This window comes from Paraburkholderia phytofirmans PsJN, assembly GCF_000020125.1.
Classification (GTDB): domain Bacteria; phylum Pseudomonadota; class Gammaproteobacteria; order Burkholderiales; family Burkholderiaceae; genus Paraburkholderia; species Paraburkholderia phytofirmans.
Genome location: NC_010681.1, coordinates 1,482,729 through 1,508,044, shown reverse-complemented (window position 1 = coordinate 1,508,044; position 25,316 = coordinate 1,482,729). Strand labels below are relative to the sequence as shown.

At 61.7% G+C, this 25,316-nt stretch carries 25 protein-coding genes and 1 tRNA gene; 7 read left to right on the top strand and 19 right to left on the bottom strand.

Annotated features, from left to right (window positions below):
• Positions 1–114: 114 nt before the first annotated feature.
• The 13 genes from nuoF to BPHYT_RS06590 all read right to left on the bottom strand — a co-directional run bounded on the left by nuoF (position 115) and on the right by BPHYT_RS06590 (position 12,131).
• Complete coding sequence (gene nuoF / locus BPHYT_RS06650; RefSeq protein ID WP_012432380.1) at positions 115–1,443, bottom strand: NADH-quinone oxidoreductase subunit NuoF; 1,329 nt, start codon at positions 1,441–1,443, stop codon at positions 115–117.
• Entirely contained in the window at positions 1,440–1,925 is a 486-nt protein-coding gene (gene nuoE / locus BPHYT_RS06645) for an NADH-quinone oxidoreductase subunit NuoE (RefSeq protein WP_012432379.1), read from the bottom strand. Before nuoE ends, nuoF begins: the two co-directional genes overlap by 4 nt.
• A 131-nt stretch (positions 1,926–2,056) precedes the next feature.
• On the bottom strand, positions 2,057–3,310 hold the full coding sequence (locus BPHYT_RS06640; protein ID WP_012432378.1) for an NADH-quinone oxidoreductase subunit D: 1,254 nt from the start codon (positions 3,308–3,310) through the stop codon (positions 2,057–2,059).
• Positions 3,311–3,319: 9 nt separating this feature from the next.
• Positions 3,320–3,922, bottom strand: coding sequence for an NADH-quinone oxidoreductase subunit C (locus BPHYT_RS06635; protein ID WP_012432377.1), 603 nt, complete (start codon positions 3,920–3,922; stop codon positions 3,320–3,322).
• 21 nt (positions 3,923–3,943) lie between these two features.
• Positions 3,944–4,423, bottom strand: a complete 480-nt coding sequence (locus BPHYT_RS06630; protein WP_006052903.1) for a NuoB/complex I 20 kDa subunit family protein — start codon at positions 4,421–4,423, stop codon at positions 3,944–3,946.
• Positions 4,424–4,486: 63 nt separating this feature from the next.
• Positions 4,487–4,846 (bottom strand): NADH-quinone oxidoreductase subunit A, encoded by a 360-nt coding sequence (locus tag BPHYT_RS06625; RefSeq protein WP_012432376.1) that lies wholly within the window; start codon positions 4,844–4,846, stop codon positions 4,487–4,489.
• 162 nt (positions 4,847–5,008) lie between these two features.
• Positions 5,009–5,093: transfer RNA gene (locus BPHYT_RS06620), tRNA-Leu, on the bottom strand.
• A 113-nt stretch (positions 5,094–5,206) separates the two neighbouring features.
• A complete protein-coding gene (secG, locus tag BPHYT_RS06615; RefSeq protein WP_012432375.1) occupies positions 5,207–5,584 on the bottom strand; it encodes a preprotein translocase subunit SecG in 378 nt (125 codons plus the stop codon).
• Positions 5,585–5,666: 82 nt separating this feature from the next.
• Positions 5,667–6,446: a triose-phosphate isomerase gene (tpiA, locus tag BPHYT_RS06610; RefSeq protein ID WP_012432374.1), complete on the bottom strand. Its 780-nt coding sequence runs from the start codon at positions 6,444–6,446 to the stop codon at positions 5,667–5,669.
• 135 nt (positions 6,447–6,581) lie between these two features.
• Entirely contained in the window at positions 6,582–7,598 is a 1,017-nt protein-coding gene (locus tag BPHYT_RS06605) for an NAD(P)H-quinone oxidoreductase (protein ID WP_012432373.1), read from the bottom strand.
• 151 nt (positions 7,599–7,749) lie between these two features.
• Positions 7,750–9,906, bottom strand: coding sequence for a polyribonucleotide nucleotidyltransferase (pnp, locus tag BPHYT_RS06600; RefSeq protein ID WP_012432372.1), 2,157 nt, complete (start codon positions 9,904–9,906; stop codon positions 7,750–7,752).
• A 359-nt stretch (positions 9,907–10,265) separates the two neighbouring features.
• A complete protein-coding gene (rpsO, locus tag BPHYT_RS06595) occupies positions 10,266–10,538 on the bottom strand; it encodes a 30S ribosomal protein S15 (RefSeq protein WP_011487489.1) in 273 nt (90 codons plus the stop codon).
• Positions 10,539–10,724: 186 nt separating this feature from the next.
• Positions 10,725–12,131: a branched-chain amino acid ABC transporter substrate-binding protein gene (locus BPHYT_RS06590; protein ID WP_012432371.1), complete on the bottom strand. Its 1,407-nt coding sequence runs from the start codon at positions 12,129–12,131 to the stop codon at positions 10,725–10,727.
• Between the two features lie 184 nt (positions 12,132–12,315).
• Between BPHYT_RS06590 and BPHYT_RS06585 the strand changes: the two genes are divergently transcribed.
• The 3 genes from BPHYT_RS06585 to BPHYT_RS06575 all read left to right on the top strand — a co-directional run bounded on the left by BPHYT_RS06585 (position 12,316) and on the right by BPHYT_RS06575 (position 15,409).
• The gene (locus BPHYT_RS06585; RefSeq protein ID WP_012432370.1) at positions 12,316–12,867 is read left to right on the top strand and encodes a hypothetical protein; all 552 of its coding nucleotides are present in this window, start codon (positions 12,316–12,318) and stop codon (positions 12,865–12,867) included.
• Between the two features lie 227 nt (positions 12,868–13,094).
• Positions 13,095–13,730 carry a carbonic anhydrase gene (locus BPHYT_RS06580; RefSeq protein WP_012432369.1) on the top strand — a complete coding sequence of 212 codons (636 nt, stop codon included), beginning with the start codon at positions 13,095–13,097 and terminating at the stop codon, positions 13,728–13,730.
• A gap of 98 nt (positions 13,731–13,828) precedes the next feature.
• Complete coding sequence (locus BPHYT_RS06575; protein ID WP_012432368.1) at positions 13,829–15,409, top strand: SulP family inorganic anion transporter; 1,581 nt, start codon at positions 13,829–13,831, stop codon at positions 15,407–15,409.
• A 118-nt stretch (positions 15,410–15,527) separates the two neighbouring features.
• On the opposite strand, the gene BPHYT_RS06570 is transcribed toward BPHYT_RS06575, so the two are convergent.
• The 6 genes from BPHYT_RS06570 to BPHYT_RS06545 all read right to left on the bottom strand — a co-directional run bounded on the left by BPHYT_RS06570 (position 15,528) and on the right by BPHYT_RS06545 (position 22,638).
• Positions 15,528–17,075 (bottom strand): 2-isopropylmalate synthase, encoded by a 1,548-nt coding sequence (locus BPHYT_RS06570; protein WP_012432367.1) that lies wholly within the window; start codon positions 17,073–17,075, stop codon positions 15,528–15,530.
• Positions 17,076–17,475: 400 nt separating this feature from the next.
• Complete coding sequence (gene pssA, locus BPHYT_RS06565; protein ID WP_012432366.1) at positions 17,476–18,342, bottom strand: CDP-diacylglycerol--serine O-phosphatidyltransferase; 867 nt, start codon at positions 18,340–18,342, stop codon at positions 17,476–17,478.
• 24 nt (positions 18,343–18,366) lie between these two features.
• Positions 18,367–19,005, bottom strand: coding sequence for a phosphatidylserine decarboxylase (locus BPHYT_RS06560; RefSeq protein WP_012432365.1), 639 nt, complete (start codon positions 19,003–19,005; stop codon positions 18,367–18,369).
• Positions 19,006–19,135: 130 nt separating this feature from the next.
• Positions 19,136–20,152, bottom strand: coding sequence for a ketol-acid reductoisomerase (gene ilvC, locus BPHYT_RS06555; protein WP_012432364.1), 1,017 nt, complete (start codon positions 20,150–20,152; stop codon positions 19,136–19,138).
• 119 nt (positions 20,153–20,271) lie between these two features.
• Positions 20,272–20,763: an acetolactate synthase small subunit gene (ilvN, locus tag BPHYT_RS06550; RefSeq protein WP_012432363.1), complete on the bottom strand. Its 492-nt coding sequence runs from the start codon at positions 20,761–20,763 to the stop codon at positions 20,272–20,274.
• Between the two features lie 111 nt (positions 20,764–20,874).
• A complete protein-coding gene (locus BPHYT_RS06545) occupies positions 20,875–22,638 on the bottom strand; it encodes an acetolactate synthase 3 catalytic subunit (RefSeq protein ID WP_012432362.1) in 1,764 nt (587 codons plus the stop codon).
• Positions 22,639–22,999: 361 nt separating this feature from the next.
• On the opposite strand from BPHYT_RS06545, the gene BPHYT_RS06540 reads away from it, so the two are divergent.
• Genes BPHYT_RS06540 through BPHYT_RS06525 form a run of 4 tightly spaced genes read left to right on the top strand, consistent with a single transcriptional unit; the run spans position 23,000 to position 25,304 of the window.
• Positions 23,000–23,563, top strand: coding sequence for an RNA polymerase sigma factor (locus tag BPHYT_RS06540; RefSeq protein WP_012432361.1), 564 nt, complete (start codon positions 23,000–23,002; stop codon positions 23,561–23,563).
• Entirely contained in the window at positions 23,560–23,988 is a 429-nt protein-coding gene (locus BPHYT_RS06535; RefSeq protein WP_012432360.1) for a DUF3619 family protein, read from the top strand. Before BPHYT_RS06540 ends, BPHYT_RS06535 begins: the two co-directional genes overlap by 4 nt.
• 16 nt (positions 23,989–24,004) lie before the next feature.
• A complete protein-coding gene (locus BPHYT_RS06530; protein ID WP_012432359.1) occupies positions 24,005–24,763 on the top strand; it encodes a DUF3106 domain-containing protein in 759 nt (252 codons plus the stop codon).
• A 16-nt stretch (positions 24,764–24,779) separates the two neighbouring features.
• Positions 24,780–25,304 (top strand): RDD family protein, encoded by a 525-nt coding sequence (locus BPHYT_RS06525; protein WP_012432358.1) that lies wholly within the window; start codon positions 24,780–24,782, stop codon positions 25,302–25,304.
• Positions 25,305–25,316 lie beyond the last annotated feature (12 nt).

The following is a 25,316-nucleotide window of genomic DNA, read 5'->3' as shown; positions in this document are numbered from 1 at the left end:
ATCTTCCTTAACCTGTTACCGCTCAATCGTTCGCCCGTTCATCGCCCGTTTCAGGCAATGAATCCCGCGGATGACGTGTTCTCTGCGTGCTTATCTGCTTATCGATTCGCAGACTCAAGCCGCTACGGTTTCCGACGCCGCCGCTGCGCCGGCATGACCGCCGACGAGGCAATGCTTATGGGCGACGTGATATTCGAATTCGTCCCAGTAGTGCTTGAGCATGCCGCGAACCGGCATGGCCGCTGCATCACCGAGCGCGCAAATTGTGCGGCCCATGATGTTTTCAGCGACCGAGTTCAGCAGATCCAGATCTTCCGGACGGCCGAGCCCGTGCTCGATACGATGCACAACGCGGTACAGCCAGCCCGTGCCTTCGCGGCAAGGCGTGCATTGACCACACGATTCTTCGTAATAGAAATACGACAGACGCAACAACGAGCGCACCATGCAACGCGTCTCATCCATGACGATGACCGCGCCCGAACCGAGCATCGAGCCGGCTTTGGCGATCGAGTCGTAGTCCATATCGGTCTGCATCATGATGTCGCCCGGAATCACCGGTGCCGACGAGCCGCCAGGAATCACGGCCTTGATCTTCTTGACGCCGCGCATGCCGCCGGCCAGTTCCATCAGCGTGGAGAACGGCGTGCCGAGCGGAATTTCATAATTGCCCGGACGTTCGACGTCGCCTGCGACCGAGAAAATCTTCGTGCCGCCGTTGTTCGGCTTGCCGATTTCGAGGTAATTCTGCGGGCCGATTGCGAGCAGGAACGGCACAGCGGCAAACGTCTCGGTGTTGTTGATCGTGGTCGGCTTGCCGTACACGCCGAAGCTCGCGGGGAACGGCGGCTTGAAGCGCGGCTGGCCTTTCTTGCCTTCCAGCGATTCGAGCAACGCGGTTTCTTCGCCGCAGATATAGGCGCCGTAACCGTGGTGCGCATGCAGTTCGAACGAGAAGCCCGAACCCATGATGTTTTCGCCGAGGAACCCGGCGCGGCGAGCTTCGTCCAACGCCTGTTCAAAGCGTTTGTAGACTTCCCAGATTTCGCCGTGGATATAGTTGTAGCCGACCGTGATGCCCATCGCATACGCGCCAATGGCCATGCCTTCGATCAGCGAATGCGGATTGAAACGCAGGATGTCGCGGTCTTTGAACGTGCCCGGCTCGCCTTCGTCCGAATTGCAGACGAGGTACTTCTGGCCAGGGAATTGACGCGGCATGAAGCTCCACTTCAGACCGGTCGGGAAGCCTGCACCGCCACGGCCACGCAGACCCGACGCCTTGACGTCGGCGATCACCTGCTCGGGCGGAATCTTCTCTTCCAGAATACGGCGCAGCTGGGCGTAACCGCCGCGCGCCACATAGTCTTCGAGATGCCAGTTATCGCCGTTCAGGCCGGCGAGAATCAGCGGTTTGATGTGACGATCGTGTAAAGACGTCATTTCGAAAGTTCCTCGAGCAGCTGGTCGATCTTCGCGCGGCTCATGAAGCTGCACATGCGATGGTTGTTCACCAGCATCACCGGCGCGTCGCCGCACGAACCCATGCACTCACCTTCTTTCAGGGTGAACTTGCCGTCGGCCGTGGTTTCGCCGAAGTCGATGCCGAGCTTCTGCTTCAGATATTCAGCAGCGCTGTCCGAGCCGCCGTCCGGGCCGAGCTGGCACGGCAGGTTGGTGCAGAGCGTGATCTTGTATTTGCCGACCGGCGAGGTCTCGTACATCGTGTAGAAGGTAGCCACCTCCTGCACGGCGACTGCCGGCATGCCGAGATAGTCCGCGACGAACTGCATGAGTTCGGGCGTCAGCCAGCCATGCTCTTCCTGAGCAGTGGCCAACGCCGACATCACGGCGGACTGTTTCTGATCGGCGGGATACTTCGCGATCGCGCGATCGATTTCTTTCAGGCCTTCAGCTGAGATCATTTTCAGACACGACTCTTTCAATTCCTACCGAACGAAAACCTGTCGCGCGCTGCATGATGCGACAGACCCGGCGTTCCTTTGCTTGACGCGCGCTTCGGTGCAATCTGAAGGCGCGCTCTGATGAATACGTCCTAGCGATCCACTTCGCCGAACACGATGTCCTGCGTGCCGATGATCGTCACGGCGTCGGCGATCATGTGACCGCGCGCCATTTCATCGAGCGTGGACAGGTGAGCGTAGCCCGGCGCGCGGATCTTCAGGCGATACGGCTTGTTAGCGCCGTCGGAGATCAGATAGATGCCGAACTCGCCCTTCGGATGCTCGACCGCGGCGTATGCCTCGCCTTCCGGAACATGGAAGCCTTCCGTGAAGAGCTTGAAGTGGTGAATCAGCTCTTCCATGTTCGACTTCATGCCCACGCGCGACGGCGGCGCAACCTTGTGATTGTCGATCATCACGGGGCCGGGATTCTTACGCAGCCACTCAATGCACTGTTTCACAATGCGTGTGGACTGGCGCATTTCTTCGACGCGTACCAAATATCGGTCATAACAGTCGCCGTTGACCCCCACCGGGATGTCAAAATCGAGCTTGTCATAGACCTCATAAGGTTGCTTCTTGCGCAGATCCCATTCGATACCCGAACCACGCAGCATCGCGCCGGTCATGCCGAGATTCAGCGCGCGTTCCGGGCTGACCACGCCGATACCGACCAGACGTTGCTTCCAGATCCGGTTGTCGGTCAGCAGCGTTTCGTATTCGTCGACGCACTTCGGGAACCGCGTGAAGAAATCGTCGATGAAGTCGAGGAGCGAACCCTGACGGTTCTCGTTCATCTTCGACAATGCCTTGGCATTGCGAATCTTCGACGCTTTGTATTGCGGCATTGCGTCAGGCAGATCGCGATAGACGCCGCCCGGACGATAGTAAGCCGCGTGCATCCGTGCGCCGGACACCGCTTCGTACACGTCCATCAAGTCTTCGCGCTCACGGAACGCGTACAGGAACACCGCCATTGCGCCGACGTCGAGCGCGTGCGCGCCGATCCACATCAGGTGGTTCAGCACGCGCGTGACTTCGTCGAACATCACGCGAATGTATTGCGCGCGCACCGGCACTTCGATGCCGAGCAGCTTTTCGATCGCCATCACATAGCCGTGCTCGTTGACCATCATCGACACGTAGTCGAGACGGTCCATGTACGGCACCGACTGGATGAATGTTTTGGTTTCGGCGAGCTTTTCAGTCGCGCGATGCAGCAGACCGATGTGCGGATCGGCGCGCTGAATGACTTCGCCGTCGAGCTCGAGCACGAGGCGCAGCACACCGTGCGCTGCCGGGTGCTGAGGGCCGAAGTTGAGCGTGTAGTTCTTGATCTCTGCCATGGCGTTCTCTTAGTGTTTCAGACCGCCATAGCGATCTTCGCGGATCACGCGCGGCGTGATTTCTCGCGGCTCGATCGTCACAGGCTGATAGACGACGCGCTTCTCTTCCGGGTCGTAACGCATTTCGACATAACCGGAGACAGGGAAATCTTTGCGGAACGGGTGACCAATGAAACCGTAATCGGTGAGGATGCGGCGCAGATCCGGATGGCCTTCGAAGACGATGCCGTACAGGTCGAATGCTTCGCGCTCGTACCAGTTGACCGAATTCCAGATTTCGACGACAGAAGGCAGGATCGGCACTTCGTCGTCCGGCGCGAACACGCGCAGACGCAGACGCCAGTTGTTCTGCACCGACAGCAAATGCAGCACGGCCGCGAAACGCGGACCGTCGTAAGCGCCTTCAGCGTAAGTCTGATAGTCGACGCCGCACAGATCCACGCATTGCTCGAAGCCGAGCGAGCGGTCGTCGCGCAGACGCGTTGCAACGTTGAGGTAGTCGCTAGCCTTCACGACGATCGTCAACTCACCGATTGCTTCGCTGAGGTTCAGCAGGAGGCCGCCAAAGGCCGCCTCGAGGTTCGCTTTCAGGGTCTCGAGTTTGCTTGCCATATTGTGGGGGAGGCGTTGGCCTTATTGACGGGCGATTGTGTTGGTGCGGCGAATCTTGGCCTGGAGCTGGATCACGCCGTACACCAGCGCTTCCGCAGTGGGCGGACAACCCGGCACATAGACGTCGACCGGCACGATCCGGTCACAGCCGCGCACCACCGAATACGAGTAGTGGTAATAGCCGCCGCCGTTCGCGCACGAACCCATCGAGATCACCCAGCGCGGCTCGGCCATCTGGTCGTAGACCTTGCGCAGAGCCGGCGCCATCTTGTTGCACAGCGTGCCGGCGACGATCATCACGTCCGACTGACGCGGACTCGGACGAAACACCACGCCGAAACGGTCGAGGTCATAACGGGCAGCGCCCGCATGCATCATCTCGACCGCACAGCACGCAAGACCGAACGTCATCGGCCACAACGAGCCGGTGCGCGTCCAGTTGATCAGTTTGTCAGCCGTGGTGGTGACAAACCCTTCCTTCAAGACCCCTTCGATACTCATTTGCTTTCCACTCCAGACGGGGCGGCAAGCCTTGGCCACCCACGCAAACCGGCGATTAATCCATCATTCCCAGTCGAGGCCGCCTTTCTTCCAGATATAGGCGAAGCCCAACAGGAATTCGAGCAGGAAAATCATCATTGCCAAGAAGCCAGGCCAGCCGATGTCACGCAGGGCAACGCCCCACGGAAACAGGAACGCGGTTTCAAGATCGAAAATGATGAAAAGAATGGCGACGAGGTAATAGCGCACGTCGAACTTCATGCGCGCATCTTCGAATGCTTCGAAGCCGCACTCGTACGGTGCGTTCTTCTCGGTATCAGGCTTGTTGGGACCGAGGATCTTGCCGATACTGACCAGTGCTACGCCTAAACCGGTGCCCACAACGAGGAACAACAAGACGGGGAAATAGGCTGCGAGGTTCAAGACTATCCTCAATCGGTTGGTTCTGAGTGCCGTCAGGAGCATAGCACTCCTGACGCGAAATCACTTCCGAAACGCACATGCCGCAAGCCCAACGCAAGCCGCACGCCAGAAGTGAAAATGCCAGCCGAAGCGAAGCAAGCGGCTGGCATTTAGATAACATTTTGGTGCCGACGGCGAGACTCGAACTCGCACAGCTTTCGCCACTACCCCCTCAAGATAGCGTGTCTACCAATTTCACCACGTCGGCACTGCATGCAATCCGGGAAAACAACTTATAAAACCCGCGAATCGCTTCAAGACTTAGATTGTAACTGGTCTAAACAGATTGTTCAACGCACAAAAGCACGTTTGAGCGAAAATTTATTTCGGCACGTCGGTTGCCGGGACGGACGCAGCCGAGGCAGGCAAAACAGCCGAGCCAGCCGCCGGCGCGGACGCAGCCGAAGCCGCGACCGGTGCAGTCACAGCCGCGCCCAGCACGCCTGCGGAAGGTTTCGCACGATACGCGCCGAGGTAAGTGAGCGTCAGCGTGGTGACAAAAAACACCGCTGCGAGCACGGCCGTTGTACGCGACAAAAAGTTCGCCGAACCGGTCGCGCCGAACAGGCTGCCCGACGCGCCGCTACCAAAAGCCGCGCCCATATCGGCGCCTTTGCCGTGTTGCAGCAAGACGAGGCCAATCACCCCGAGTGCCGACAACAGCTGAACGACGATAATCAATGTTTTCAAATACAGCATCACACTCACCTGAGTCTTTATTTAACCGCGCCACACATTGCGTGTCACGCGGGATGGGGTCATCCTCGCCAAGGCGCCCTGCTTAACCGGCCACGCTCGTTGCGGCCGCCGCCTTGCAGATCGCCAGGAAATCCTGGTCTTTCAACGACGCGCCGCCGATCAGGCCACCGTCGATATCCGGCTGGCGGAACAATTCTTCCGCGTTCTCCGGCTTTACACTACCGCCGTACAACAGCGGGACATCCGCCACCGCCGCGCCCTTTGCCGCCAGACGCGCACGCAGGAACGCATGGACCGCCTGCGCCTGCTCCGAACTCGCGCTCTTGCCGGTACCGATCGCCCAGACCGGCTCGTATGCGACGACAAGCCGCGCCGCCTCTTGCACCGACAATTTCGCCAGCACTTCGTCCAGTTGCGTGCCGACCACCTGCTCGGTCAAACCGGCTTCGCGCTCTTCAAGCGTTTCGCCGACGCAGACGATCGGCGTCAACCCTGCTTCCAACGCGCGCTGCGTCTTCACCGCAACCAGTTCAGCGCTTTCGCGATGATAGGCACGGCGCTCCGAGTGCCCGACGATCGCGAGCGTGGCACCGAAATCCACCACCATCGGCGCGGCCACTTCACCGGTATAGGCGCCATGCGTGAATGCCGACACGTCCTGCACGCCCCATACCACCCGGCTGCCTTCCAGCAACGATTGAGACTGCGCGAGATACGGACTCGGCACGCAGACGCCGACGCGCACGTCGGCCGGCAATTCGCCCGCACCATGCGCCACCGCTTGCAGCAACGTGGCATTTTCGGCGAGGCGCCCGTGCATCTTCCAGTTACCGACTACCAGCTTGGCTCGTTGTTTCGACATCGTCTCGTCTTGTCTTGGCGGCGGACTTCGTTTGCGCTTACAGTCCGCCTTTCGGTTTCATGCGGCGTGCGCAAAACGCGCAATTTTACTGCGTGGGGTGGATCGGGTCAAACAGACCGTGTCAAACCGACCTTGTCAAGCGTCCCGACCCCAAGACAGTACGATCTTGCCGACATGCGTGCTGCTCTCCATCAGCGCATGCGCGTCGGCAGCCTGCGCCGCCGGAAATACACGATGCACCACCGGCTTGATGCGGCCATCTTCGAGATGTGGCCACACGTACTCTTTCAACTGCGCGGCAATCTTCGCCTTGAATTCGATCGGCCGCGGACGCAGCGTCGAACCGGTCACCGTCAAGCGGCGGCGCAGTACTTCGTTCAGATTCAGCTCGGCTTTCGCGCCGCCCAGCAACGCGATCAACACGATACGCCCACCGTCCGCCAACGCCGTCAGCTCACGCGACACATAACTGCCGGCCACCATGTCGAGGACCACATCGACACCGCGATCGTTGGTCAGCGACTTGATCACTTCGACGAAGTCTTCAGTCTTGTAGTTGATCGCACGTTCGGCGCCCAACGCTTCACACGCGCGGCACTTCTCGTCCGATCCGGCTGTCGCGAACACGCGAAAACCGAGCGCATGCGCAATCTGGATTGCCGTCACGCCGATGCCGCTCGAGCCGCCCTGCACCAGCAGCGTTTCGTTCGGCGCGCCTTCGCCCTTGCCGAGTTGCGCACGGTCGAACACATTGCTCCACACCGTGAAAAACGTTTCGGGCAGCGAAGCAGCTTCGACATCGGACAAGCCGGCCGGCACCGGCAGACATTGCAGCAGCGGCGCGACCGCGTATTCCGCGTAGCCGCCGCCGGCCAGCAACGCACACACGCGATCGCCAACCTTCAGACCGAACGGGTTGTTCTTCTCGTCGATCGACCCTTCGACGATTTCGCCCGCCACTTCAAGCCCTGGCAGATCCGACGCGCCCGGCGGCGGCGCATAGCCGCCTTTGCGCTGGAACACGTCCGGACGGTTGATGCCGGATGCGGCCACCTTGATCAGCACCTCGCCTGCTTTAGGCTGCGGCATGGGCCGCTCAGCCAGCTTCAGGACGTCCGGCGCACCGAATTCGGTGATTTCGATCGCTTTCATCTGCGTCAACTCCAAGATTGGATTGCGTTGCATGCCGGGATGAACAAGTAGAGTACCCGTTTCTAATTACCTGCAACGCAATCCACCCTGAACCCTTCATAAAAAACGGCCGGCGCGCATTCGCGCTGCCGGCCGTTGTCCTGCTACCGCATTACTGCGGCGTCGGCTCGCCTTGCGGCGCGCCGCTTGCGCCATTCGCGCCTTCGTTCAGCAACGCCTTGGCCGACAAACGCACGCGGCCCTTTTCGTCCGTCTGGATGACCTTGACCTTCACTTGCTGGCCATCCTTCAGGTAGTCGTTGATGTCCTTGATACGCTCGTTGGCGATTTCGGAGATGTGCAGCAGACCATCCTTGCCCGGCAGGATGTTCACGATCGCGCCGAAATCGAGCAGCTTGAGCACGGTGCCTTCGTACACCTGGCCCACTTCGACTTCCAGCGTGATGTTCTCGATACGCTTCTTCGCTTCGGCCATGCCTTCGCTGCTCGTGCTCGCGATGGTGACGACGCCGTCGTCCGAAATATCGATCGTCGTGCCGGTTTCTTCGGTCAGCGCGCGGATCACCGAACCACCCTTGCCGATCACGTCGCGGATCTTTTCCGGATTGATCTTGATGGTGATCATGCGCGGTGCGTAGTCCGACAGCACCGTGTTCGCGCCCGAGACCGCCGAGGTCATCTTGCTCAGGATATGCATACGGCCTTCCTTCGCTTGCGCGAGGGCGACCTGCATGATTTCCTTGGTGATGCCCTGGATCTTGATGTCCATCTGCAGCGCGGTCACGCCTTGTTCCGTACCCGCCACCTTGAAGTCCATGTCGCCGAGGTGATCTTCGTCGCCGAGGATGTCGGTCAGCACGGCAAACTTGTTGCCTTCCAGAATCAGGCCCATGGCGATGCCGGCGACGTGCGCCTTCATCGGCACGCCGGCGTCCATCAGCGCGAGGCAGCCGCCGCACACCGAAGCCATGGACGAGGAACCGTTCGATTCCGTGATTTCCGACACGACGCGAATCGAGTAGCCGAATTCGTCGGCGCTCGGCAGGCATGCAGCCAGCGCGCGCTTGGCCAGACGGCCGTGACCGATTTCACGGCGCTTCGGCGAACCGACGCGGCCCGTTTCGCCGGTCGCGAACGGAGGCATGTTGTAGTGGAGCATGAAGCGTTCGCGGTACTCGCCTTCGAGCGCGTCGATGTTCTGCTCGTCGCCCTTCGTGCCCAGCGTTGCGACCACCATGGCCTGCGTTTCGCCGCGCGTGAACAGTGCCGAGCCGTGCGTACGCGGCAGCACGCCGGTACGGATTTCGATCGGGCGCACGGTGCGCGTGTCGCGGCCGTCGATACGCGGCTCGCCGTTCAGGATCTGCGTACGGACGATCTTCGCCTCGATATCGAACAGCACGTTGCCGACGGTTGCCTTGTCGGCTGCGACGGTGCCGCCTGCTGCAGCGTCTTCTTCCAGCTTCTTCGACGTTGCTGCGTAGACTTCCTTCAGCTTGGCCGAACGGGCTTGCTTGTCGCGCAGTTGATAGGCGGCGAGCAGATCGGCTTGCGCCAGTTCCGTCACGCGTGCGATCAGCGGCTCGTTCTTCGCCGCCGGTTGCCAATCCCATTCCGGCTTGCCGCCTTCGCGGACCAGATCATGGATTGCGTCGATCGCGATCTGCATTTGCTCATGACCGAACACCACGCCGCCGAGCATGACTTCTTCGCTCAGTTGCTGCGCTTCCGATTCCACCATCAGCACCGCGCGTTCCGTACCGGCGACGATCAGGTCGAGCGCCGATTCCTTCATTTGCGGACGCGTCGGGTTCAACACGTACTCGTTGTTGATGTAGGCCACGCGTGCTGCGCCGACCGGGCCGTTGAACGGCAGACCCGACACGGCGAGCGCCGCCGACGCGCCGATCAGCGCGGGGATGTCAGCGGGAATTTCGGGGTTCAGCGACAGGACGTGGATCACGACCTGGACTTCGTTGTAGAAGCCTTCCGGGAACAGCGGACGCAGCGGACGGTCGATCAGGCGCGAGATCAGCGTTTCGCCTTCCGACGGACGACCTTCGCGGCGGAAGAAGCCACCCGGGATCTTGCCGGCGGCGTAGGTCTTTTCGAGGTAGTCGACGGTCAGCGGGAAGAAGTCCTGACCCGGCTTGGCCGTCTTGGCGCCGACCACGGTGGCCAGCACCACGGTATCTTCGACGTCGACGATTACCGCACCGCTCGCCTGGCGAGCGATCTCGCCGGTTTCGAGGCGAACCTTATGTTGTCCCCACTGAAATTCTTTGACGATCTTATTGAACATAGTCATTGCTTTTCCTCTTCGTAATGCCGCGCGGACCAGAAGCGGCGCGGCAACGCCAGGACCGGCGCCGCATGGGAAGAGTAGTGTTATGCCATTCCAGAGAACCACGCCTTACGACAAGTACGCGCGCGAACCGCTGGAATGACACAAAGCTCCGCCCCTGAAGCCCGGCCATGAATCTCTTCTTTACTGCTTGCTCTACTGCTTGATTACTGCTGTCTGATTCCTACTACCTGCTCCCGCCGCATGAACCGGCACGCCACTGCGGAGAACAGCCGGCGCGCATCACATGAAGCGCACCGTGCAAAAACAAAATGCCTGTATCAGTGGAACTGACACAGGCATCTTGCTGAACGACTGGCCGATTACTTACGCAGACCCAGCTTCTCGATCAGTGCGCGGTAGCGATCCGCGTCCTTACCCTTCAGGTAGTCGAGCAGCTTACGACGGCGGCTCACCATGCGCAGCAGACCGCGGCGGCTGTGGTGATCTTTCGTGTGTGCCTTGAAGTGAACGGTCAGTTCGTTGATGCGGGTCGTGAGCAGCGCGACCTGAACTTCGGGGGAGCCGGTGTCGTTAGCTGCGCGTGCGAATTGCGCAACGACTTCGGACTTCTTGCTTGTTTCAACTGCGGACATGTCGATTTCCTTAAGAACTAGACAGGCGGTCACGGAAGAAAGGCCGTGCCGTGGGTTACCCGTGTGCTTTAAATATTGCCGACGCACCTTGCATACCGGTTCGCCTCACAACGGGACGCGTATTGTAGCACAGCCGATTCCGGCCGCGAAGCCGGCCGCACCGGGCGATGACGTGCGCCGCCCGCGTCACGGCCGCTTCATCTTGCAGACGGTGGGCGGGACCGTGCGCTCTGGCGGCAGCGCGAGCACCGTGCGAAAACCGTAGCCGGAGCCTTCGTTATCGAAATGCACGCCCGGCGTGCCGGCTTTGTCCATCTCCATGACGTAAAGGGGCTGAATCAGTTGATGGTCGTCGGCGCGCATCCGCGTGGCGTGGAAGCCGTTGTCGAACTTGATTCCTTCCAGCGCTTTCGCCACCGCCGTCGGATCGGCGCTGCCGGCGCGGGTCATCGCCGCGGCCAGGGTTTCTATCATCAGCGGCATGCGCAGCACCGGGTAATCGTCCTGCGCGGCCGGGAAACGGGTCCGGAAGGCGGCGTACCAGGCGTCGGATTGCGCGCCGCCGGCGTTAGGGTGCCAGTCGGCCACCGCGATCACGTGGCCGACGCCGGCGTCGCCCAACGCGGCTGGCGCGCCGAGGCTGTTGCCGTAGAACGTATAGAACTTCGTGTCCAGCCCCTGCTCGCGGGCAGCCTTGACGAGCAGCGTCAGGTCGTTGCCCCAGTTGCCCGTGATCACGGCGTCCGCCCCGCTCGCGCGGATCTTCGCGATGTAGGGCGCGAAGTCCTTCACGCGCCCGATCGGATGAAACTCGTCGCCGACCACCGCGATGTCCGGACGCTTCGTCGCTAGCGTCGAGCGCGCGAGGCTGCTGACGTCGTGGCCGAAGCTGTAATCCTGGTTCAGCAGATAGACCTTCTTCACCGCCTTGTCGCGCTGGATCACGTCGGCCAGCGCATCCATGCGCATGCCCGCGTGCGCGTCGAAGCGGAAATGCCAGAAGCTGCAGTTGGCGTTGGTCAGCGCCGGGTCGTCGGCGGAATAGTTGAGAAACAGTTCGCGGTTGCCCGGTTCGCGGCTGTTCTGCTTGTCGATCGCGCCGATCAGCGCGGCGGCGACCGCCGAACTGTTGCCCTGCATGATGTAGCCGATATGGCGGTCGGCGGCTGCGCGCAGTTGTGTGAGCGCTTCTTCGGTGCCGCCCTTGCTGTCGAGCACGACCAGTTCGAACGGATGCGCGCCATCGGCGAGCTTCACGCCGCCATGCGCATTCACCTGCTCGACGCCGAAGCGCAAGTTGCGCTCCACCGCTGCGCCCGCGTTGGCGAACGGGCCGGACATGCCTTCGATCAGCGCCAGTTGGATCGGCGCGCCGGTGGGCTTGCTCACGGGCTTCGCCGCCGCGCTAGCTACCGGGCTGGGCGCCGAGCTAGCTGCGACGCCGACTGCCGGGCCAGTTGCCGGGTTAGCTCCAGGGCCGACCGCCCGGTTAGTCGCAGTCGCACCCGGCTCGCTCGCCGCATACGCCACCGCAGCCATCGACATCGCCGCCAGCGCCACTGCCGCGCTCCGTTGCCACTTCGCCATCGTCATCGCCCCGCCTGAAAGATGAAAGCGCGGATCATAGGTCGTTCATGACGGAATAAGCAAGCCGGCGCAAGCGTTACCGTAGTGCCCAGCCGGCTCTTCACGAAGCGCAAATCTTTTGCCGCAGCGCGTGTCAAAATAATGCGTCTCGATGATAAAAACCGCTACTCAAACACCATCGGAGGAATACATGTTCAACCGCCATCACACCACGGCGGCCTCGATCGGAGCGCCGGCCGCAGGGCGCCTGCGCCGCGCGGCGCTCGTCTGCGTGAGTGCGCTGGCGCTCGCCGGCTGCGTGCAGCCATGGCAGCAATACCAGCAAGGCGCGGACGAATCGACCATTGTCGCGCGCCTCGGCCCGCCGCGTGAAAGCTACGACCTGCCGAACGGCGGCAAGCGGCTGATGTGGCCGACCCAGCCGATGGGCGAAACCACCACCGCGGCCGACATCGACGCGGCCGGCAAAATCGTCAACGTGCGCCAGGTGCTGCAGCCCAACGAGTTCTATCGTGCGGAAATCGGCAAATGGACCAAGAGCGACGTGCTGGTGAACTTCGGCCGACCGGTCGAAACATCGTACTTCCCGTTGATGAAGCGCGAGGTCTGGACCTATCGCTATCTGGAAGACAACGTCTGGTACATGATGTACAGCTTTTATTTCGACGAGCAGGGTATCGTGCGTCTTACGCAAAAAACGCCCGACCCGTTGCACGATCCCGATCGCCGCAGCCTGTTCTGAGCGCCACTTTGAGCCGATTCGCATATATCTACCAAGCCGCCTTCCCAAGCGGCTTTTTTTTATTTATTGCGCATGACGGCGAATTTTATTTCGCGCACAGCGGATTTATTTTTTGATAGAAAGGCTTTCGTAAGGATTGATTCGGTGCTGGCCTCTCATGGGGCCGCACGAGCGTAGCCGTGATTTCGACGCCGAATGAGTTCGCCCCACTTACGGAGCCACTATCGATGAACCGCCCCAAACGCCTGCTGGTCGCCAACGTCGCCTGGGCGCATGAAACCGCCGTGCGCAACCCCGAGTTTTTTCGCGATCTGGTGCGAGGCCAAAATCCCCACGTACTGTGGATCGGCTGCTCGGACAGCCGCGTGCCGGCCGAAACCATCACGCATTGCGAACCCGGCGACCTTTTCGTCCACCGCAACATTGCCAACCTCTTTCAGCCCGACGACGACAATTCGGCGAGCGTCCTCGAATATGCGGTGAAGGTGCTGAAGGTCGGTCATGTGATCGTCTGCGGCCACTACGGGTGCGGCGGCGTACGCGCCGCGCTGCTGCCGCCCGAGCCGAGCCTGCCGCATGTGAACCGGCGGATCGCACCGCTTTGCACGCTCGCCAAAGCGCATCGCGAAGAACTGCAGGGTCACGAGGAAGAGCGTGAGCGCGTCAACCGTCTCGCCGAACTGAACGTGCTCGAACAGGTGCGCGGGTTACGCGCGCACCCCATCGTGCGGGACGCCGACGCGGCGCCGCTCGTGCACGGCTGGATCTTCGCGCTCGAAGACGGGCGCATCAAAGTCCTCACGTCCGGCTACGACGCCGACGACGCGATGACCTGCGCGACCGCCGCCCACAGCGCCGCCTAGCGCGGCACTGCGGCGGCGCTTCGGCGACACCTCATGCGAATCCGATCCGGTTCAGCTTTCGCCGCATTCCAGGCCCCACTCCTCACGGCACCGACACCATGAACCTTCGAGCTTTCTTCTCCACGTTTCAGCGCGACCTGCTTGCGGGCACGGTCGTTTTTCTGGTGGCCTTGCCGCTCTGTTTAGGCATCGCCAACGCATCGGGCGTCGAGCCATTTGCCGGGCTCGTCTCGGGCATCGTCGGCGGGCTGGTGGTGGCCGTGCTGAGCGGTTCACGCTTGAGCGTGAGCGGGCCGGCGGCGGGCCTCGTCGTGATCGTCGTCGACGGGATCGCGCAGCTCGGCAGCTTCTCCGCGTTCCTGCTGGCCGTGCTGCTGTCCGGCGCGATCCAGTTCGGCTTCGGCATGCTCAAGGCGGGTCGTTTTGCCGCCTACGTGCCGTCGCCGGTCATCAAGGGGATGCTCGCGGCTATCGGCGTGCTGCTGATCGTCAAACAGTTCCCGCTCGCGCTCGGGTTATCCGGCGTGAATTCGGCGCCGGGCACGCAAGGTGTCGCGCAGGCGGCCGGCGCGGTCGCCACGCCGTTCGGTTCGATCTCGCTGGCGGCCTGCGTGATCACCTTGCTATCGCTAGCAATTCTGATCGGCTGGGAAACCCGCGCATTTCGACGCTTCGCACTGGTGCGCCGCGTACCGGCGCCGCTCGCGGTCGTTCTGCTAGGAATCGGCGCGACGTTGCTGCTCAGCATGCTGGCGCCGTCGCTTGCGCCGCTCGCTGAGCATCGGGTCGCCCTGCCGCCGCTGGAATCGTTCGCCGCGCTGCAACTCGCACTGGAGTGGGCCGACTTCGGGCCGCACTTCGCACAGCTCGTCAATCCGGATGTCTGGCGCGTCGCGATCACGCTGGCCATCGTCGCGAGCCTGGAAACTTTGCTGAGCCTCGAAGCCGTCGAGCAGATCGATCCCGAACGACGCGCCGCGCCGCCGGATCGCGAACTGAAGGCGCAAGGCGTGGGCAATCTGATTGCCGGCGCCATCGGCGGATTGCCGATCACGTCGGTGATCGTGCGCAGTTCGGCCAATGTGCACGCGGGCGCACAAAGCCGGCTCTCAGCAATCATTCACGGCGTGCTGCTGCTCGTCAGCGTGTTTGCGCTCACCAGCGTCATCAACCTGATTCCGCTGGCCTGTCTCGCGGCGATTCTGATTTTCACGGGACTGAAGCTCGCCAAGCCGTCGCTGTTCGTCGCCATCGCGAAACAGGGTTTTGCGCCGTTCGCGCCGTTTATCGTCACCCTCGTCGGCGTGCTCGCGACCGACCTGCTGATCGGCATCGTACTCGGCATTCTGTGCAGCGTGCTGCTCGCGCTGTATGCGAATCTGCGCAGCCCGATCGTGCTCGCGCAACACGGCGATCACTATCTGCTGTCGTTCCGCAAAGACGTGTCGTTTCTCGGCAAGGTACCGCTCAAACACTACCTGCAGCAGATTCCCGATGGCGCCACCTTGATCGTCGATGCAACGCGCGCCGATTTCGTCGACCACGACGTGCGCGAACTGCTCGACACGTTCGTGACCGATGCGCCGCGGCGCGATATCGCGGTCGAAGTGCGGCACCAGGTCCAGGCACAAGCGCGCGCGTCACGCGGCTGGTCCATGCGACGCACGGCGACGGAATAACGCTGCTCGCAATGAACAAAGCCCCGCGCCAATCAAGGCACGGGGCTTTCCTAACTCATACGGCAACGGCGGACGATGGCCACACAGCCGCGCCGACAGCGCGCTGCAACTGCGCCATTTACTCCGAACGTTGCGGATTCAACTTGTCCGCGTTCGAATACAGCTTGTTGAGCGCAGAGATGTACGCCTTGGCCGAAGCGGCGACGATATCCGGATCGGTGCCCACGCCGTTGACGATACGTCCGCTCTTCGACAGACGCACGGTCACTTCGCCTTGCGCCTGCGTACCGGTGGTGATCGCGTTCACCGAATACAGCAGCAGTTCCGAGCCGCTACCCACTTCCGTTTCGATCGCGTTCAGCGTGGCGTCGACGGGACCGTTGCCGCGCGCTTCGCCGGTTATTTCCTTGCCTTCCACCGAGAACACGATCCTGGCGTGCGGTTGCTCGCCGGTTTCCGAGTGTTGCGACAGCGACAGGAACTTGTAGTGCTCCCTCTCCTGCGCTTCGGCGGATTCTTCCGTGACGATCGCGATAATGTCTTCGTCGAAGATTTCCGACTTGCGGTCGGCCAGTTCCTTGAAGCGCGCAAACGCCGTGTTCAATTCCGCTTCGCTATCCAGCGCGATACCCAGTTCCTGCAGACGCTGCTTGAACGCGTTACGGCCCGACAGCTTGCCGAGCACGATCTTGTTCGCGCTCCAGCCCACGTCTTCGGCGCGCATGATTTCATAGGTGTCACGTGCCTTCAGCACGCCGTCCTGGTGAATGCCCGATGCGTGCGCAAAAGCGTTCGCGCCGACCACCGCCTTGTTCGGCTGCACGACGAAACCGGTGATCTGCGACACCAGCTTGGAAGCCGGCACGATCTGCGTGGTATCGAGACCGATATCGAGCCCGAAGTAATCCTTGCGGGTTTTCACAGCCATCACGATTTCTTCGAGCGACGTGTTGCCCGCGCGCTCGCCAAGCCCGTTGATCGTGCATTCCACTTGACGCGCGCCGCCAATCTGCACACCGGCCAGCGAGTTCGCCACCGCCATGCCGAGGTCGTTATGGCAATGCACCGAAAACACCGCTTTATCCGAGTTCGGAATGCGCTCGCGCAGCGTTTTCACGAGCTGGCCGTACAACTCCGGCACGCCATAGCCGACCGTATCCGCGATGTTGATGGTGGTCGCGCCTTCGGCGATCACCGCTTCCAGCACGCGGCACAGGAAATCCATATCCGAGCGGCTGCCGTCTTCCGGCGAGAACTCGACGTCGTTGGTGAATTTGCGGGCGAAACGCACGGCCAGCTTCGCCTGCTCGAACACCTGGTCCGGCGTCATGCGCAGCTTCTTTTCCATGTGCAACGGCGAGGTTGCAATGAACGTGTGGATGCGGAAGTGATCGGCGGGTTTGAGCGCGTCGGCCGCGCGCTGAATGTCTTTGTCGTTCGCGCGGGCGAGCGAGCAGACCGTGCTGTCCTTGATCAGGCCCGCGATCGTATGGATCGAATCGAAGTCGCCGTTCGAGCTTGCCGCGAAGCCTGCTTCGATCACGTCCACTTTCATCCGTTCGAGTTGCTTGGCGATACGGATTTTCTCTTCCTTCGTCATCGACGCGCCGGGCGATTGTTCGCCGTCTCGCAACGTGGTGTCGAATATGATCAGTTTGTCGGACATGTCGAGTCTCCTGCGGAGTCGTTCAATTGTGGGGATGGGATTGGAACCTGGCTGTCTGCGCCACCGCTGGCGACGCTCGATTACGGACGAGGTGAACCGAGGGCAAAAACGATCAGCGTGGCCGAAAGCGTGAAGGTCGGCGCGACGATCCGCGCGGCAGACGCTCCAGCATCGGCACGCTCAGCGGCGCGCCGCTGTCGAGACTTGTTACGCGGCTCGGCAAGGAGCGGGAACGCATTGATCCAACGACTATAGCGACATTCCCGCCGCCGTGCAATTAGCGCCGGACCTGCCTGCGACAGGCCGCGGAGGGCCGCCGGACGGTCTCGCCCAAAGCAAAACGGCGGCCCGGAGGCCGCCGTTTTTCCATGCCGTGCCTGCAGCGCACGTCAAGCGATCGCTACCTGTCTACCGACACCGATCTAGCCGGATTCGCCCTACCCCGCACCGCCTGATAACCCCAGAAAACGTAGCCGGACAGGCCATACAGCACGAACAGGCCGAACAGCATCAACGGCGGATCGGAGGACACCAGCACGAACGCGACCACCACCAGCAGAATCACGCCGAACGGCACGCGATGCCGCACGTCGAGCGCCTTGCCGCTGTAGAACGGCGCGTTCGACACCATGGTCACGCCGGCGTAAATCGTCAGCACGAAAGCAACCCACGGCAACCACACCAGCTTGAGCGGCACGCGGTTGTCCGTGGCGAGCCACACGAAACCAGCGATAAGCGCCGCCGCGGCCGGGCTCGGCATGCCCTGGAAGAAGCGCTTGTCGACCACGCCGATGTTCGTGTTGAACCGCGCGAGACGCAATGCCGCGCCCGAACAGTAGACGAACGCCGCAAGCCAGCCCCAGCGGCCGAGGTCCTTCAGAATCCACTCGTACATGACCAGCGCCGGCGCCACGCCGAACGACACCATGTCGGACAGGCTGTCGAACTGCTCGCCGAACGCACTTTGCGTATGCGTCATGCGGGCGACGCGGCCGTCCATGCCGTCGAGCACCATGGCTACGAAGATCGCGATGGCCGCGACCTCGAAACGCACATTCATGGCCTGCACCACGGCAAAGAAGCCGCAGAACAAAGCGGCCGTGGTGAAGGCGTTCGGCAGCAGATAAATGCCGCGCTTTCTCAGGAACTGCTGACGCTGCGCACGCCGGCTGTCGACCGCCGCCTCCGTCACCATCGGCTTGTTGCGGCGGAACGGACGCGGAAGCGGTCCGCTGTTACGGGGTCGACGCGGTTTGAATGCGGCCATTCGGAAAACCTCCTTGGTGCCGCTTTATAGTTCAGCGAGGATCGTGGACGACGCCGAAACCTTCTCGCCGATCGACACACGCGGACGGCTGCCCACTGGCAGATACACGTCGACGCGCGAACCGAAGCGGATAAATCCGTAACGTTGACCACGGGTGAGCGGCTCACCTGCCCGTACGTAGCAAAGAATGCGCCGCGCGATCAAACCGGCGATCTGCACCGAAGTCACCGTCTGGCCGCCGGCCATTTCGATCACCACCGCATTGCGCTCGTTTTCGGTCGAAGCCTTGTCCACGGCGGCATTCAGGTACGCACCCGGAAAATATTCGACCTTGGAGATCGCGCCATCCACCGGCGAACGCTGCGAATGGACGTTGAACACGTTCATGAACACGCTGATTTTCAGCGCTTCACGATTGGCGTACGGATCATGCGCGGTTTCGACCGCGACGATGCGGCCGTCGGCCGGGCACAGCACGGCATTCGCCTGCGTAGGGATCGGGCGCGCGGGATCGCGGAAGAACTGCACGACGAAGATCAGGAGGAGCCAGAACAGCCATGAAAAGCCGAAACCCGCGATGAAGTGAACCAGGAGTGCAACGACGGCCGCGATGGCGATGAACGGCCAGCCTTCTCGCGCGATGATCGGATGAGGGTAATTCATGAATGGCTTCTGTGTTTTTGTAAAACCGTAGGATAGCAAAAGCCGCCCAGGGTTCAGCACCCTTGGGCGGCTTTTTGATCTGTCCGGCTATTACGGCATGACGCCGCACCGGACATCAGCGACAAGCAGCTTAGTTCTTCGACTGGTCGACCAGCTTGTTCGCAGCGATCCACGGCATCATCGAACGCAGCTTGGCACCGACCGTTTCGATCTGGTGTTCAGCCGTCAGACGGCGGCGCGATTGCAGCGTCGGTGCGCCAGCCTTGTTTTCGATGATGAAGCTCTTTGCGTACTCGCCCGTCTGAATGTCCGTCAGCACGGCCTTCATCGCCTTCTTCGTTTCAGCCGTCACGATACGCGGACCCGTCACGTACTCGCCGTATTCGGCGTTGTTCGAGATCGAGTAGTTCATGTTCGCGATGCCGCCTTCGTAGATCAGGTCGACGATCAGCTTCAGTTCGTGCAGGCATTCGAAGTACGCCATTTCCGGCGCATAGCCCGCTTCCACCAGCGTTTCGAAGCCGGCCTTGATCAGGTCGACCGTACCGCCGCACAGCACGGCTTGTTCGCCGAACAGGTCGGTTTCCGTTTCTTCGCGGAAGTTGGTTTCGATGATGCCGGCGCGGCCGCCGCCGTTCGCTGCTGCGTACGACAAAGCGATGTCACGTGCTGCGCCCGACTTGTCTTGCGCGACAGCGATCAGGTGCGGCACGCCGCCACCTTGCGAGTAGGTGCCGCGAACCGTGTGGCCCGGCGCCTTCGGCGCGATCATGATCACGTCGAGGTCGGCACGCGGAATCACTTGACCGTAGTGAACGTTGAAGCCGTGCGCGAAGGCCAGCGCAGCGCCCTGCTTGATGTTGGCGTGCACTTCTTTCGCATAGACTTCGGCGATCTGCTCGTCCGGCAGCAGCATCATGACCACGTCCGCGCCCTTGACCGCTTCCGCCACTTCCTTGACTTGCAGGCCGGCATTCTCAGCCTTGCTCCACGATGCGCCGCCCTTGCGCAGACCGACCGTGATGTTCACGCCGCTTTCCTTCAGGTTCAGCGCGTGCGCATGGCCTTGCGAGCCATAGCCGATGATCGTGACTTGCTTACCCTTGATGAGGGAGAGGTCAGCGTCCTTGTCGTAGAAAACTTTCATGTCGGTTCCTTGGCTAAATTCGATGATTCAGTGAGATTCAAATACTGCATATAGTTGTTGCTGGCCGGGTTCTTAAAGGCACGGCCCGGCCTGGATCGAGACGGTTGAACGCTCGCGCGTTACACCTTCAGAATGCGCTCGCCGCGACCGATCCCCGAGCCGCCCGTACGGACCGTTTCGAGAATCGCCGTAGCGTCGAGCCCTTCGATAAAGGCATCGAGCTTGTCGCTCGCGCCCGTCAGTTCGATCGTGTAGGTCTTTTCGGTGACGTCGATGATGCGGCCGCGGAAAATATCCGACATCCGTTTCATCTCCTCACGCTCCTTGCCGACCGCCCTCACCTTGATCAGCATCAGCTCGCGCTCGATGTGGGCGCCCTCGGTAAGGTCGACCACTTTCACCACCTCGATCAGGCGGTTCAGATGCTTCGTGATCTGTTCGATCACGTCGTCCGAGCCAATGGAGACGATGGTCATGCGCGACAGCGAACGGTCTTCGGTCGGAGCCACCGTCAAGGTTTCAATGTTGTAGCCGCGTGCCGAGAAGAGACCAACCACGCGTGATAACGCGCCCGGTTCGTTTTCCAGCAGGACGGAAATGATGTGTCTCATGATTCGCTTCTTCCAGATGTTTTGTCGATGTCCGCGAACGGCTTCGCGCCGCTTCGTCCGCCCTCGCCTTTCATGAAGGCGCGCATGACGAAGCCGGCACCGATGCCGTCGTTATAGATCTTCCGAACCCATGAGCATCTCGGTGATGCCCTTGCCGGCCTGGACCATCGGCCAGACGTTTTCGGTCGGATCGGTCTGGAAATCGAGAAACACCGTGCGATCTTTCAGGCGCAGCGCTTCCTTGAGCGCCGGCTCCACATCTGCCGTGCGCTCGATACGCATGCCGACGTGGCCGTACGCTTCGGCGAGCTTCACGAAATCCGGCAGCGCATCCATGTACGAATGCGAATAGCGCTTGCTGTATTCGATCTGCTGCCACTGGCGCACCATGCCCAGATAGCGGTTGTTCAGCGAAATGATCTTCACCGGCGTCTCGTACTGCTTGCAGGTGGAGAGCTCCTGAATACACATCTGGATCGAGCCTTCGCCCGTGATGCAGAGCACGTCGTCATCCGGGTGCGCCATCTTCACGCCCATCGCCGCCGGCAGGCCGAAGCCCATCGTGCCGAGACCGCCGGAATTAATCCAGCGGCGCGGCTTGTTGAAGCGATAGAACTGCGCCGCCCACATCTGATGCTGGCCGACGTCGGAACACACGAAAGCATTGCCGTCGGTCAGTTCCCACGCCTTTTCCACCACGTACTGCGGCTTGATGATGTCGCTCTTGCGGTCGAACTTGAGGCAGTCTTTCGCGCGCCAGGCTTCGATGTCCTTCCACCAGTCGGCGAGCGCCGCGGTGTCCGGGCCATGCTCGGCCGTTTGCAACTGCTCGATCAGCTCCTTGAGCACTTCCTTCACGTCGCCGACGATCGGAATGTCGACCTTGACGCGCTTGGAAATGGAGGAAGGATCGATGTCGATATGGATGATCTTGCGCGGACGCGACGAGAAGTGCGCCGGGTCGCCGATCACACGGTCGTCGAAGCGCGCGCCGATCGCGATCAGCACGTCGCAGTGCTGCATCGCCATGTTGGCTTCGTACGTGCCGTGCATGCCGAGCATGCCGAGGAATTTCTTGTCGCTCGCGCGGTAGCCGCCCAGCCCCATCAACGTGTTAGTAACGGGATAGCCGAGCAGATCGGCGAACTGGTTCAGCTCACGCGATGCATCCGCGAGAATGATGCCGCCGCCGGTGTAGATGTACGGGCGCTTGGCCGACAGCAACAGCGAGACCGCTTTGCGGATCTGGCCGGAGTGGCCCTTCGTGACCGGGTTGTACGAGCGCAGCGAAACGGTCTTGAGCGGTTCGTACTGGCAAGGCGCCTTCGAGACGTCTTTCGGAATGTCGATCAGCACCGGGCCGGGACGGCCGGTACGGGCAATAAAAAACGCTTTCTTGACGGTAGCGGCGAGGTCGCGCACGTCCTTCACGAGGAAGTTGTGCTTCACGCAGGGACGCGTGATACCGACCGTGTCGCATTCCTGGAACGCATCCTGGCCGATCGCGGCAGTCGGCACCTGGCCGCTGATCACCACCATGGGAATCGAATCCATGTACGCGGTGGCGATGCCGGTCACCGCATTGGTGACGCCGGGGCCGGAGGTCACGAGGCACACACCGACCTTGCCGGTGGAACGCGAATAAGCGTCGGCGGCGTGGACCGCGGCCTGCTCGTGGCGCACGAGGATATGCTGGAACTTGTCCTGCTTGTACAGCTCGTCGTAAATGTAGAGTACCGAGCCGCCGGGATAGCCCCACACAAACTCGACGTCTTCGTCGGCCAGTGCCTTCATGAGCACGGTGGCGCCGATAGAGTCAGCTTCGGGATGGGGTGTCGTATCCGACGTGGAGAATTCCGCGCTGGGCATATTCATTAATTCACCTTTCGAAATTTCGGCAAAAATTTGATCGGGTGCTCTCTGCCGGGCTTGTGGCTCGGGTTCAAGCGGCGCGTCCAGTTGACAGGTGAGCTTCTTGGGCCACACCTCAATTGAGACAAGTCACTTATGTTGCGAACCAGCGACGATATCTGCAGACGCCCGCGCGGTCAAGCAAATATTGCCATGGCGCCATCAGCCGAATCTCGCCACTCGCCAAAAGCGACCGAAACCTTGTTATAGAGATGCAAGGTGCATCACGTTTCGCCCCAGCGGCGCAAAAGTTTGTTAGCATCCGCGAGTTTTACGACATTTTTCGACCGATTACGCGCACGCTCGCTGCGCCGACCCCCAACGGATGGCATCAGACAAGGAACTCGCCGATTTTCTGGCGGGCGTCGAAAGGCGCGCATTCAAGCAGACGGTCTACGCCGTGCGGGACGACGACGCCTCGCTGGATATCGTGCAGGACGCGATGATCAAGCTCGCCGAAAAATACGGCGACCGTCCGGCGGCCGAACTTCCGCTGCTGTTTCAGCGTATTCTGCAGAATGCGATGCACGACTATTTCCGTCGTGCCAAAGTACGCAATACTTGGGTCAGTCTCTTCTCGTCGCTCGGCAACGCCGACGACGAAGATTTCGACCCGCTCGAAACCTTCGAGGCCCAGCAGGGCTCGGCGGGCTCCGAGAGCAACGAACAGAAACTCGAACGCGAACAGGTCCTGCAGTTAATCGACGACGAGATCCAAAAGTTACCGGCACGTCAACGGGAGGCGTTTCTCATGCGTTATTGGGAAGATATGGATGTCGCCGAGACTGCCGCCGCTATGGGCTGCTCCGAAGGCAGTGTGAAAACGCACTGCTCGCGGGCCACCCACACGCTGGCGCAAGCGCTCAAGGCCAAAGGAATCACGCTATGAGCTCCCTAGAAACCAAAGAACTCGAGTTCGCCCGCCAGGTGCGCCGCGCGCTCGACGAAAACGCTGCCAGCATTCCGTCCGCCACCGTCGATCGACTCGCGGCGGCGCGCCGTGCCGCGCTTGCCCGCAAGAAGCCCGAAACCGTGAGCGCGCCGGTGTTCGTGCCGGCCTTCGCCGGCGCGGGCATGGCAGCCGGCATGCCGCCGGTCGAACTGCCGCAGCGCCGCCGTTCGCCGCTGCGCCGTTTCGCGCTTGCGTGGCCGCTGGCCGCGCTGGTCATCAGTCTCGTGGGCATTGCCTACTGGGAAGACCAGCAACGCACCGCCGAACTCGCCGATATCGATGCCGCCATGCTAAGCGACGACCTGCCGCTCAATGCCTATCTCGACCACGGTTTCAACGCGTACCTTTCACGCGCCCACTGAGCGGGAGATTCTTCGGGTGAGTTACAAGCGCGGCCTGGCCGTTGTTTTCGGATGCACGATCGCGGCCCTGGTGTCGTTTGCCGCGACTTATCCGCGCTTTCATCCGAGCCCCTCGCCCGTCAGCGCGCCTGCCGCGGGCGGCAACGTGACCGCCAAGGCGCCCGCGCCGACGCTCGCCGTCGAATTGCCCAGCCTGCCCGGCAGCAACAGTCCGATGGCGTGGTCGCGGCTGACTTCAGCCGAGCATATCGCGCTCGCGCCGTTCGAAGCCCAGTGGGATTCCTTTAGCGAGGAACGCAAGCGAAAATGGATCAAGATCGCGTCGCGTTACCCGAAGATGTCGGCTGATGCGCAAAAACGTCTGCATGACCGCATGACTGAATGGACCCGTATGACGCCCGACCAGCGGCGCGTCGCGCGTGAAAACTACCAGGTGTCGAAGGAATTGCCGCGCGAAGCCCGTCAGAACGCGTGGAAGGCCTATCAGCAGTTGCCCGAAGAGCAGAAGGAACGGCTCGCCGCCAGCGAGCGCAAGCGCCGTCCCAGCGTGGTCAGCGCACCGCCTTCGGGCCGCAGCGAGATCAAGGGGCTCGATCGTCTCGTCAATGCGCGTGAGCACGGCGCTAGCGGCGCGGCGGCGGCCAGCGCCGCAGCCGCGGCTTCGTTGCCGAGCCCCGCCGCCGCGCCGCCGATTCCCGCCGCCGGCAGCTTCGTTCCCGCTACGCCGCTGCCGGTTTCGCCGGCCGAAGCGCCGTCGATCTTCAACGGCTCCTGAGCCTGACGCCGCCGCCGTGTCCCAACCGCTCGCTTCTCAGGCCATCGCTGCCGATAGCAACAACGGCGACCTACCCACCGTCCGGCGGCGCCTCGCGGCGCTGCTCTACGAAGCGCTGATCCTGTTCGGCGTGGTGTTCATCGCGGGCTATCTGTTCAGCACGCTGACACAGCAACGCAACGGCCTGACGCATCACAACCTGCTGGCGGCATGGATCGGCCTCGTGGTCGGCGTGTACTTCGTCTGGTTCTGGACTCACAGCGGCCAGACCTTGCCGATGAAAACCTGGCGTCTGCGCGTGGTCGCCGCCAACGGCGCGCCGCTCTCCACCGGCCGCGCAATCGCCCGCTACGTGCTCGCGTGGCTGTGGTTTTTGCCGCCGCTGGCGCTGCATCCGCTGCTCGGGCTCAAGCTGCCGCAGACGCTGATAATCGCCGGCATCTGGTTCGTGCTGTGGGCGGCTACCGGCCGCTTCGATCCGCAGCGCCAGTTCCTGCACGACCGCCTCGCGGGCACTCGAATCGTCAGCGTTTCGCGCTGAGCTGTCGCGGGC

What these genes read in the sequence shown, in the direction of transcription:
- nuoF (WP_012432380.1), bottom strand. Translation starts at nt 1,443, where the DNA reads ATGACGTCTTTACACGATCGTCACATCAAACCGCTGATTCTCGCCGGC.
- nuoE (WP_012432379.1), bottom strand. Translation starts at nt 1,925, where the DNA reads ATGATCTCAGCTGAAGGCCTGAAAGAAATCGATCGCGCGATCGCGAAG.
- BPHYT_RS06640 (WP_012432378.1), bottom strand. Translation starts at nt 3,310, where the DNA reads ATGGCAGAGATCAAGAACTACACGCTCAACTTCGGCCCTCAGCACCCG.
- BPHYT_RS06635 (WP_012432377.1), bottom strand. Translation starts at nt 3,922, where the DNA reads ATGGCAAGCAAACTCGAGACCCTGAAAGCGAACCTCGAGGCGGCCTTT.
- BPHYT_RS06630 (WP_006052903.1), bottom strand. Translation starts at nt 4,423, where the DNA reads ATGAGTATCGAAGGGGTCTTGAAGGAAGGGTTTGTCACCACCACGGCT.
- secG (WP_012432375.1), bottom strand. Translation starts at nt 5,584, where the DNA reads ATGCTGTATTTGAAAACATTGATTATCGTCGTTCAGCTGTTGTCGGCA.
- tpiA (WP_012432374.1), bottom strand. Translation starts at nt 6,446, where the DNA reads ATGTCGAAACAACGAGCCAAGCTGGTAGTCGGTAACTGGAAGATGCAC.
- BPHYT_RS06605 (WP_012432373.1), bottom strand. Translation starts at nt 7,598, where the DNA reads ATGAAAGCGATCGAAATCACCGAATTCGGTGCGCCGGACGTCCTGAAG.
- pnp (WP_012432372.1), bottom strand. Translation starts at nt 9,906, where the DNA reads ATGACTATGTTCAATAAGATCGTCAAAGAATTTCAGTGGGGACAACAT.
- rpsO (WP_011487489.1), bottom strand. Translation starts at nt 10,538, where the DNA reads ATGTCCGCAGTTGAAACAAGCAAGAAGTCCGAAGTCGTTGCGCAATTC.
- BPHYT_RS06590 (WP_012432371.1), bottom strand. Translation starts at nt 12,131, where the DNA reads ATGACGATGGCGAAGTGGCAACGGAGCGCGGCAGTGGCGCTGGCGGCG.
- BPHYT_RS06585 (WP_012432370.1), top strand. Translation starts at nt 12,316, where the DNA reads ATGTTCAACCGCCATCACACCACGGCGGCCTCGATCGGAGCGCCGGCC.
- BPHYT_RS06580 (WP_012432369.1), top strand. Translation starts at nt 13,095, where the DNA reads ATGAACCGCCCCAAACGCCTGCTGGTCGCCAACGTCGCCTGGGCGCAT.
- BPHYT_RS06575 (WP_012432368.1), top strand. Translation starts at nt 13,829, where the DNA reads ATGAACCTTCGAGCTTTCTTCTCCACGTTTCAGCGCGACCTGCTTGCG.
- BPHYT_RS06570 (WP_012432367.1), bottom strand. Translation starts at nt 17,075, where the DNA reads ATGTCCGACAAACTGATCATATTCGACACCACGTTGCGAGACGGCGAA.
- pssA (WP_012432366.1), bottom strand. Translation starts at nt 18,342, where the DNA reads ATGGCCGCATTCAAACCGCGTCGACCCCGTAACAGCGGACCGCTTCCG.
- BPHYT_RS06560 (WP_012432365.1), bottom strand. Translation starts at nt 19,005, where the DNA reads ATGAATTACCCTCATCCGATCATCGCGCGAGAAGGCTGGCCGTTCATC.
- ilvC (WP_012432364.1), bottom strand. Translation starts at nt 20,152, where the DNA reads ATGAAAGTTTTCTACGACAAGGACGCTGACCTCTCCCTCATCAAGGGT.
- ilvN (WP_012432363.1), bottom strand. Translation starts at nt 20,763, where the DNA reads ATGAGACACATCATTTCCGTCCTGCTGGAAAACGAACCGGGCGCGTTA.
- BPHYT_RS06545 (WP_012432362.1), bottom strand. Translation starts at nt 22,638, where the DNA reads ATGAATATGCCCAGCGCGGAATTCTCCACGTCGGATACGACACCCCAT.
- BPHYT_RS06540 (WP_012432361.1), top strand. Translation starts at nt 23,000, where the DNA reads ATGGCATCAGACAAGGAACTCGCCGATTTTCTGGCGGGCGTCGAAAGG.
- BPHYT_RS06535 (WP_012432360.1), top strand. Translation starts at nt 23,560, where the DNA reads ATGAGCTCCCTAGAAACCAAAGAACTCGAGTTCGCCCGCCAGGTGCGC.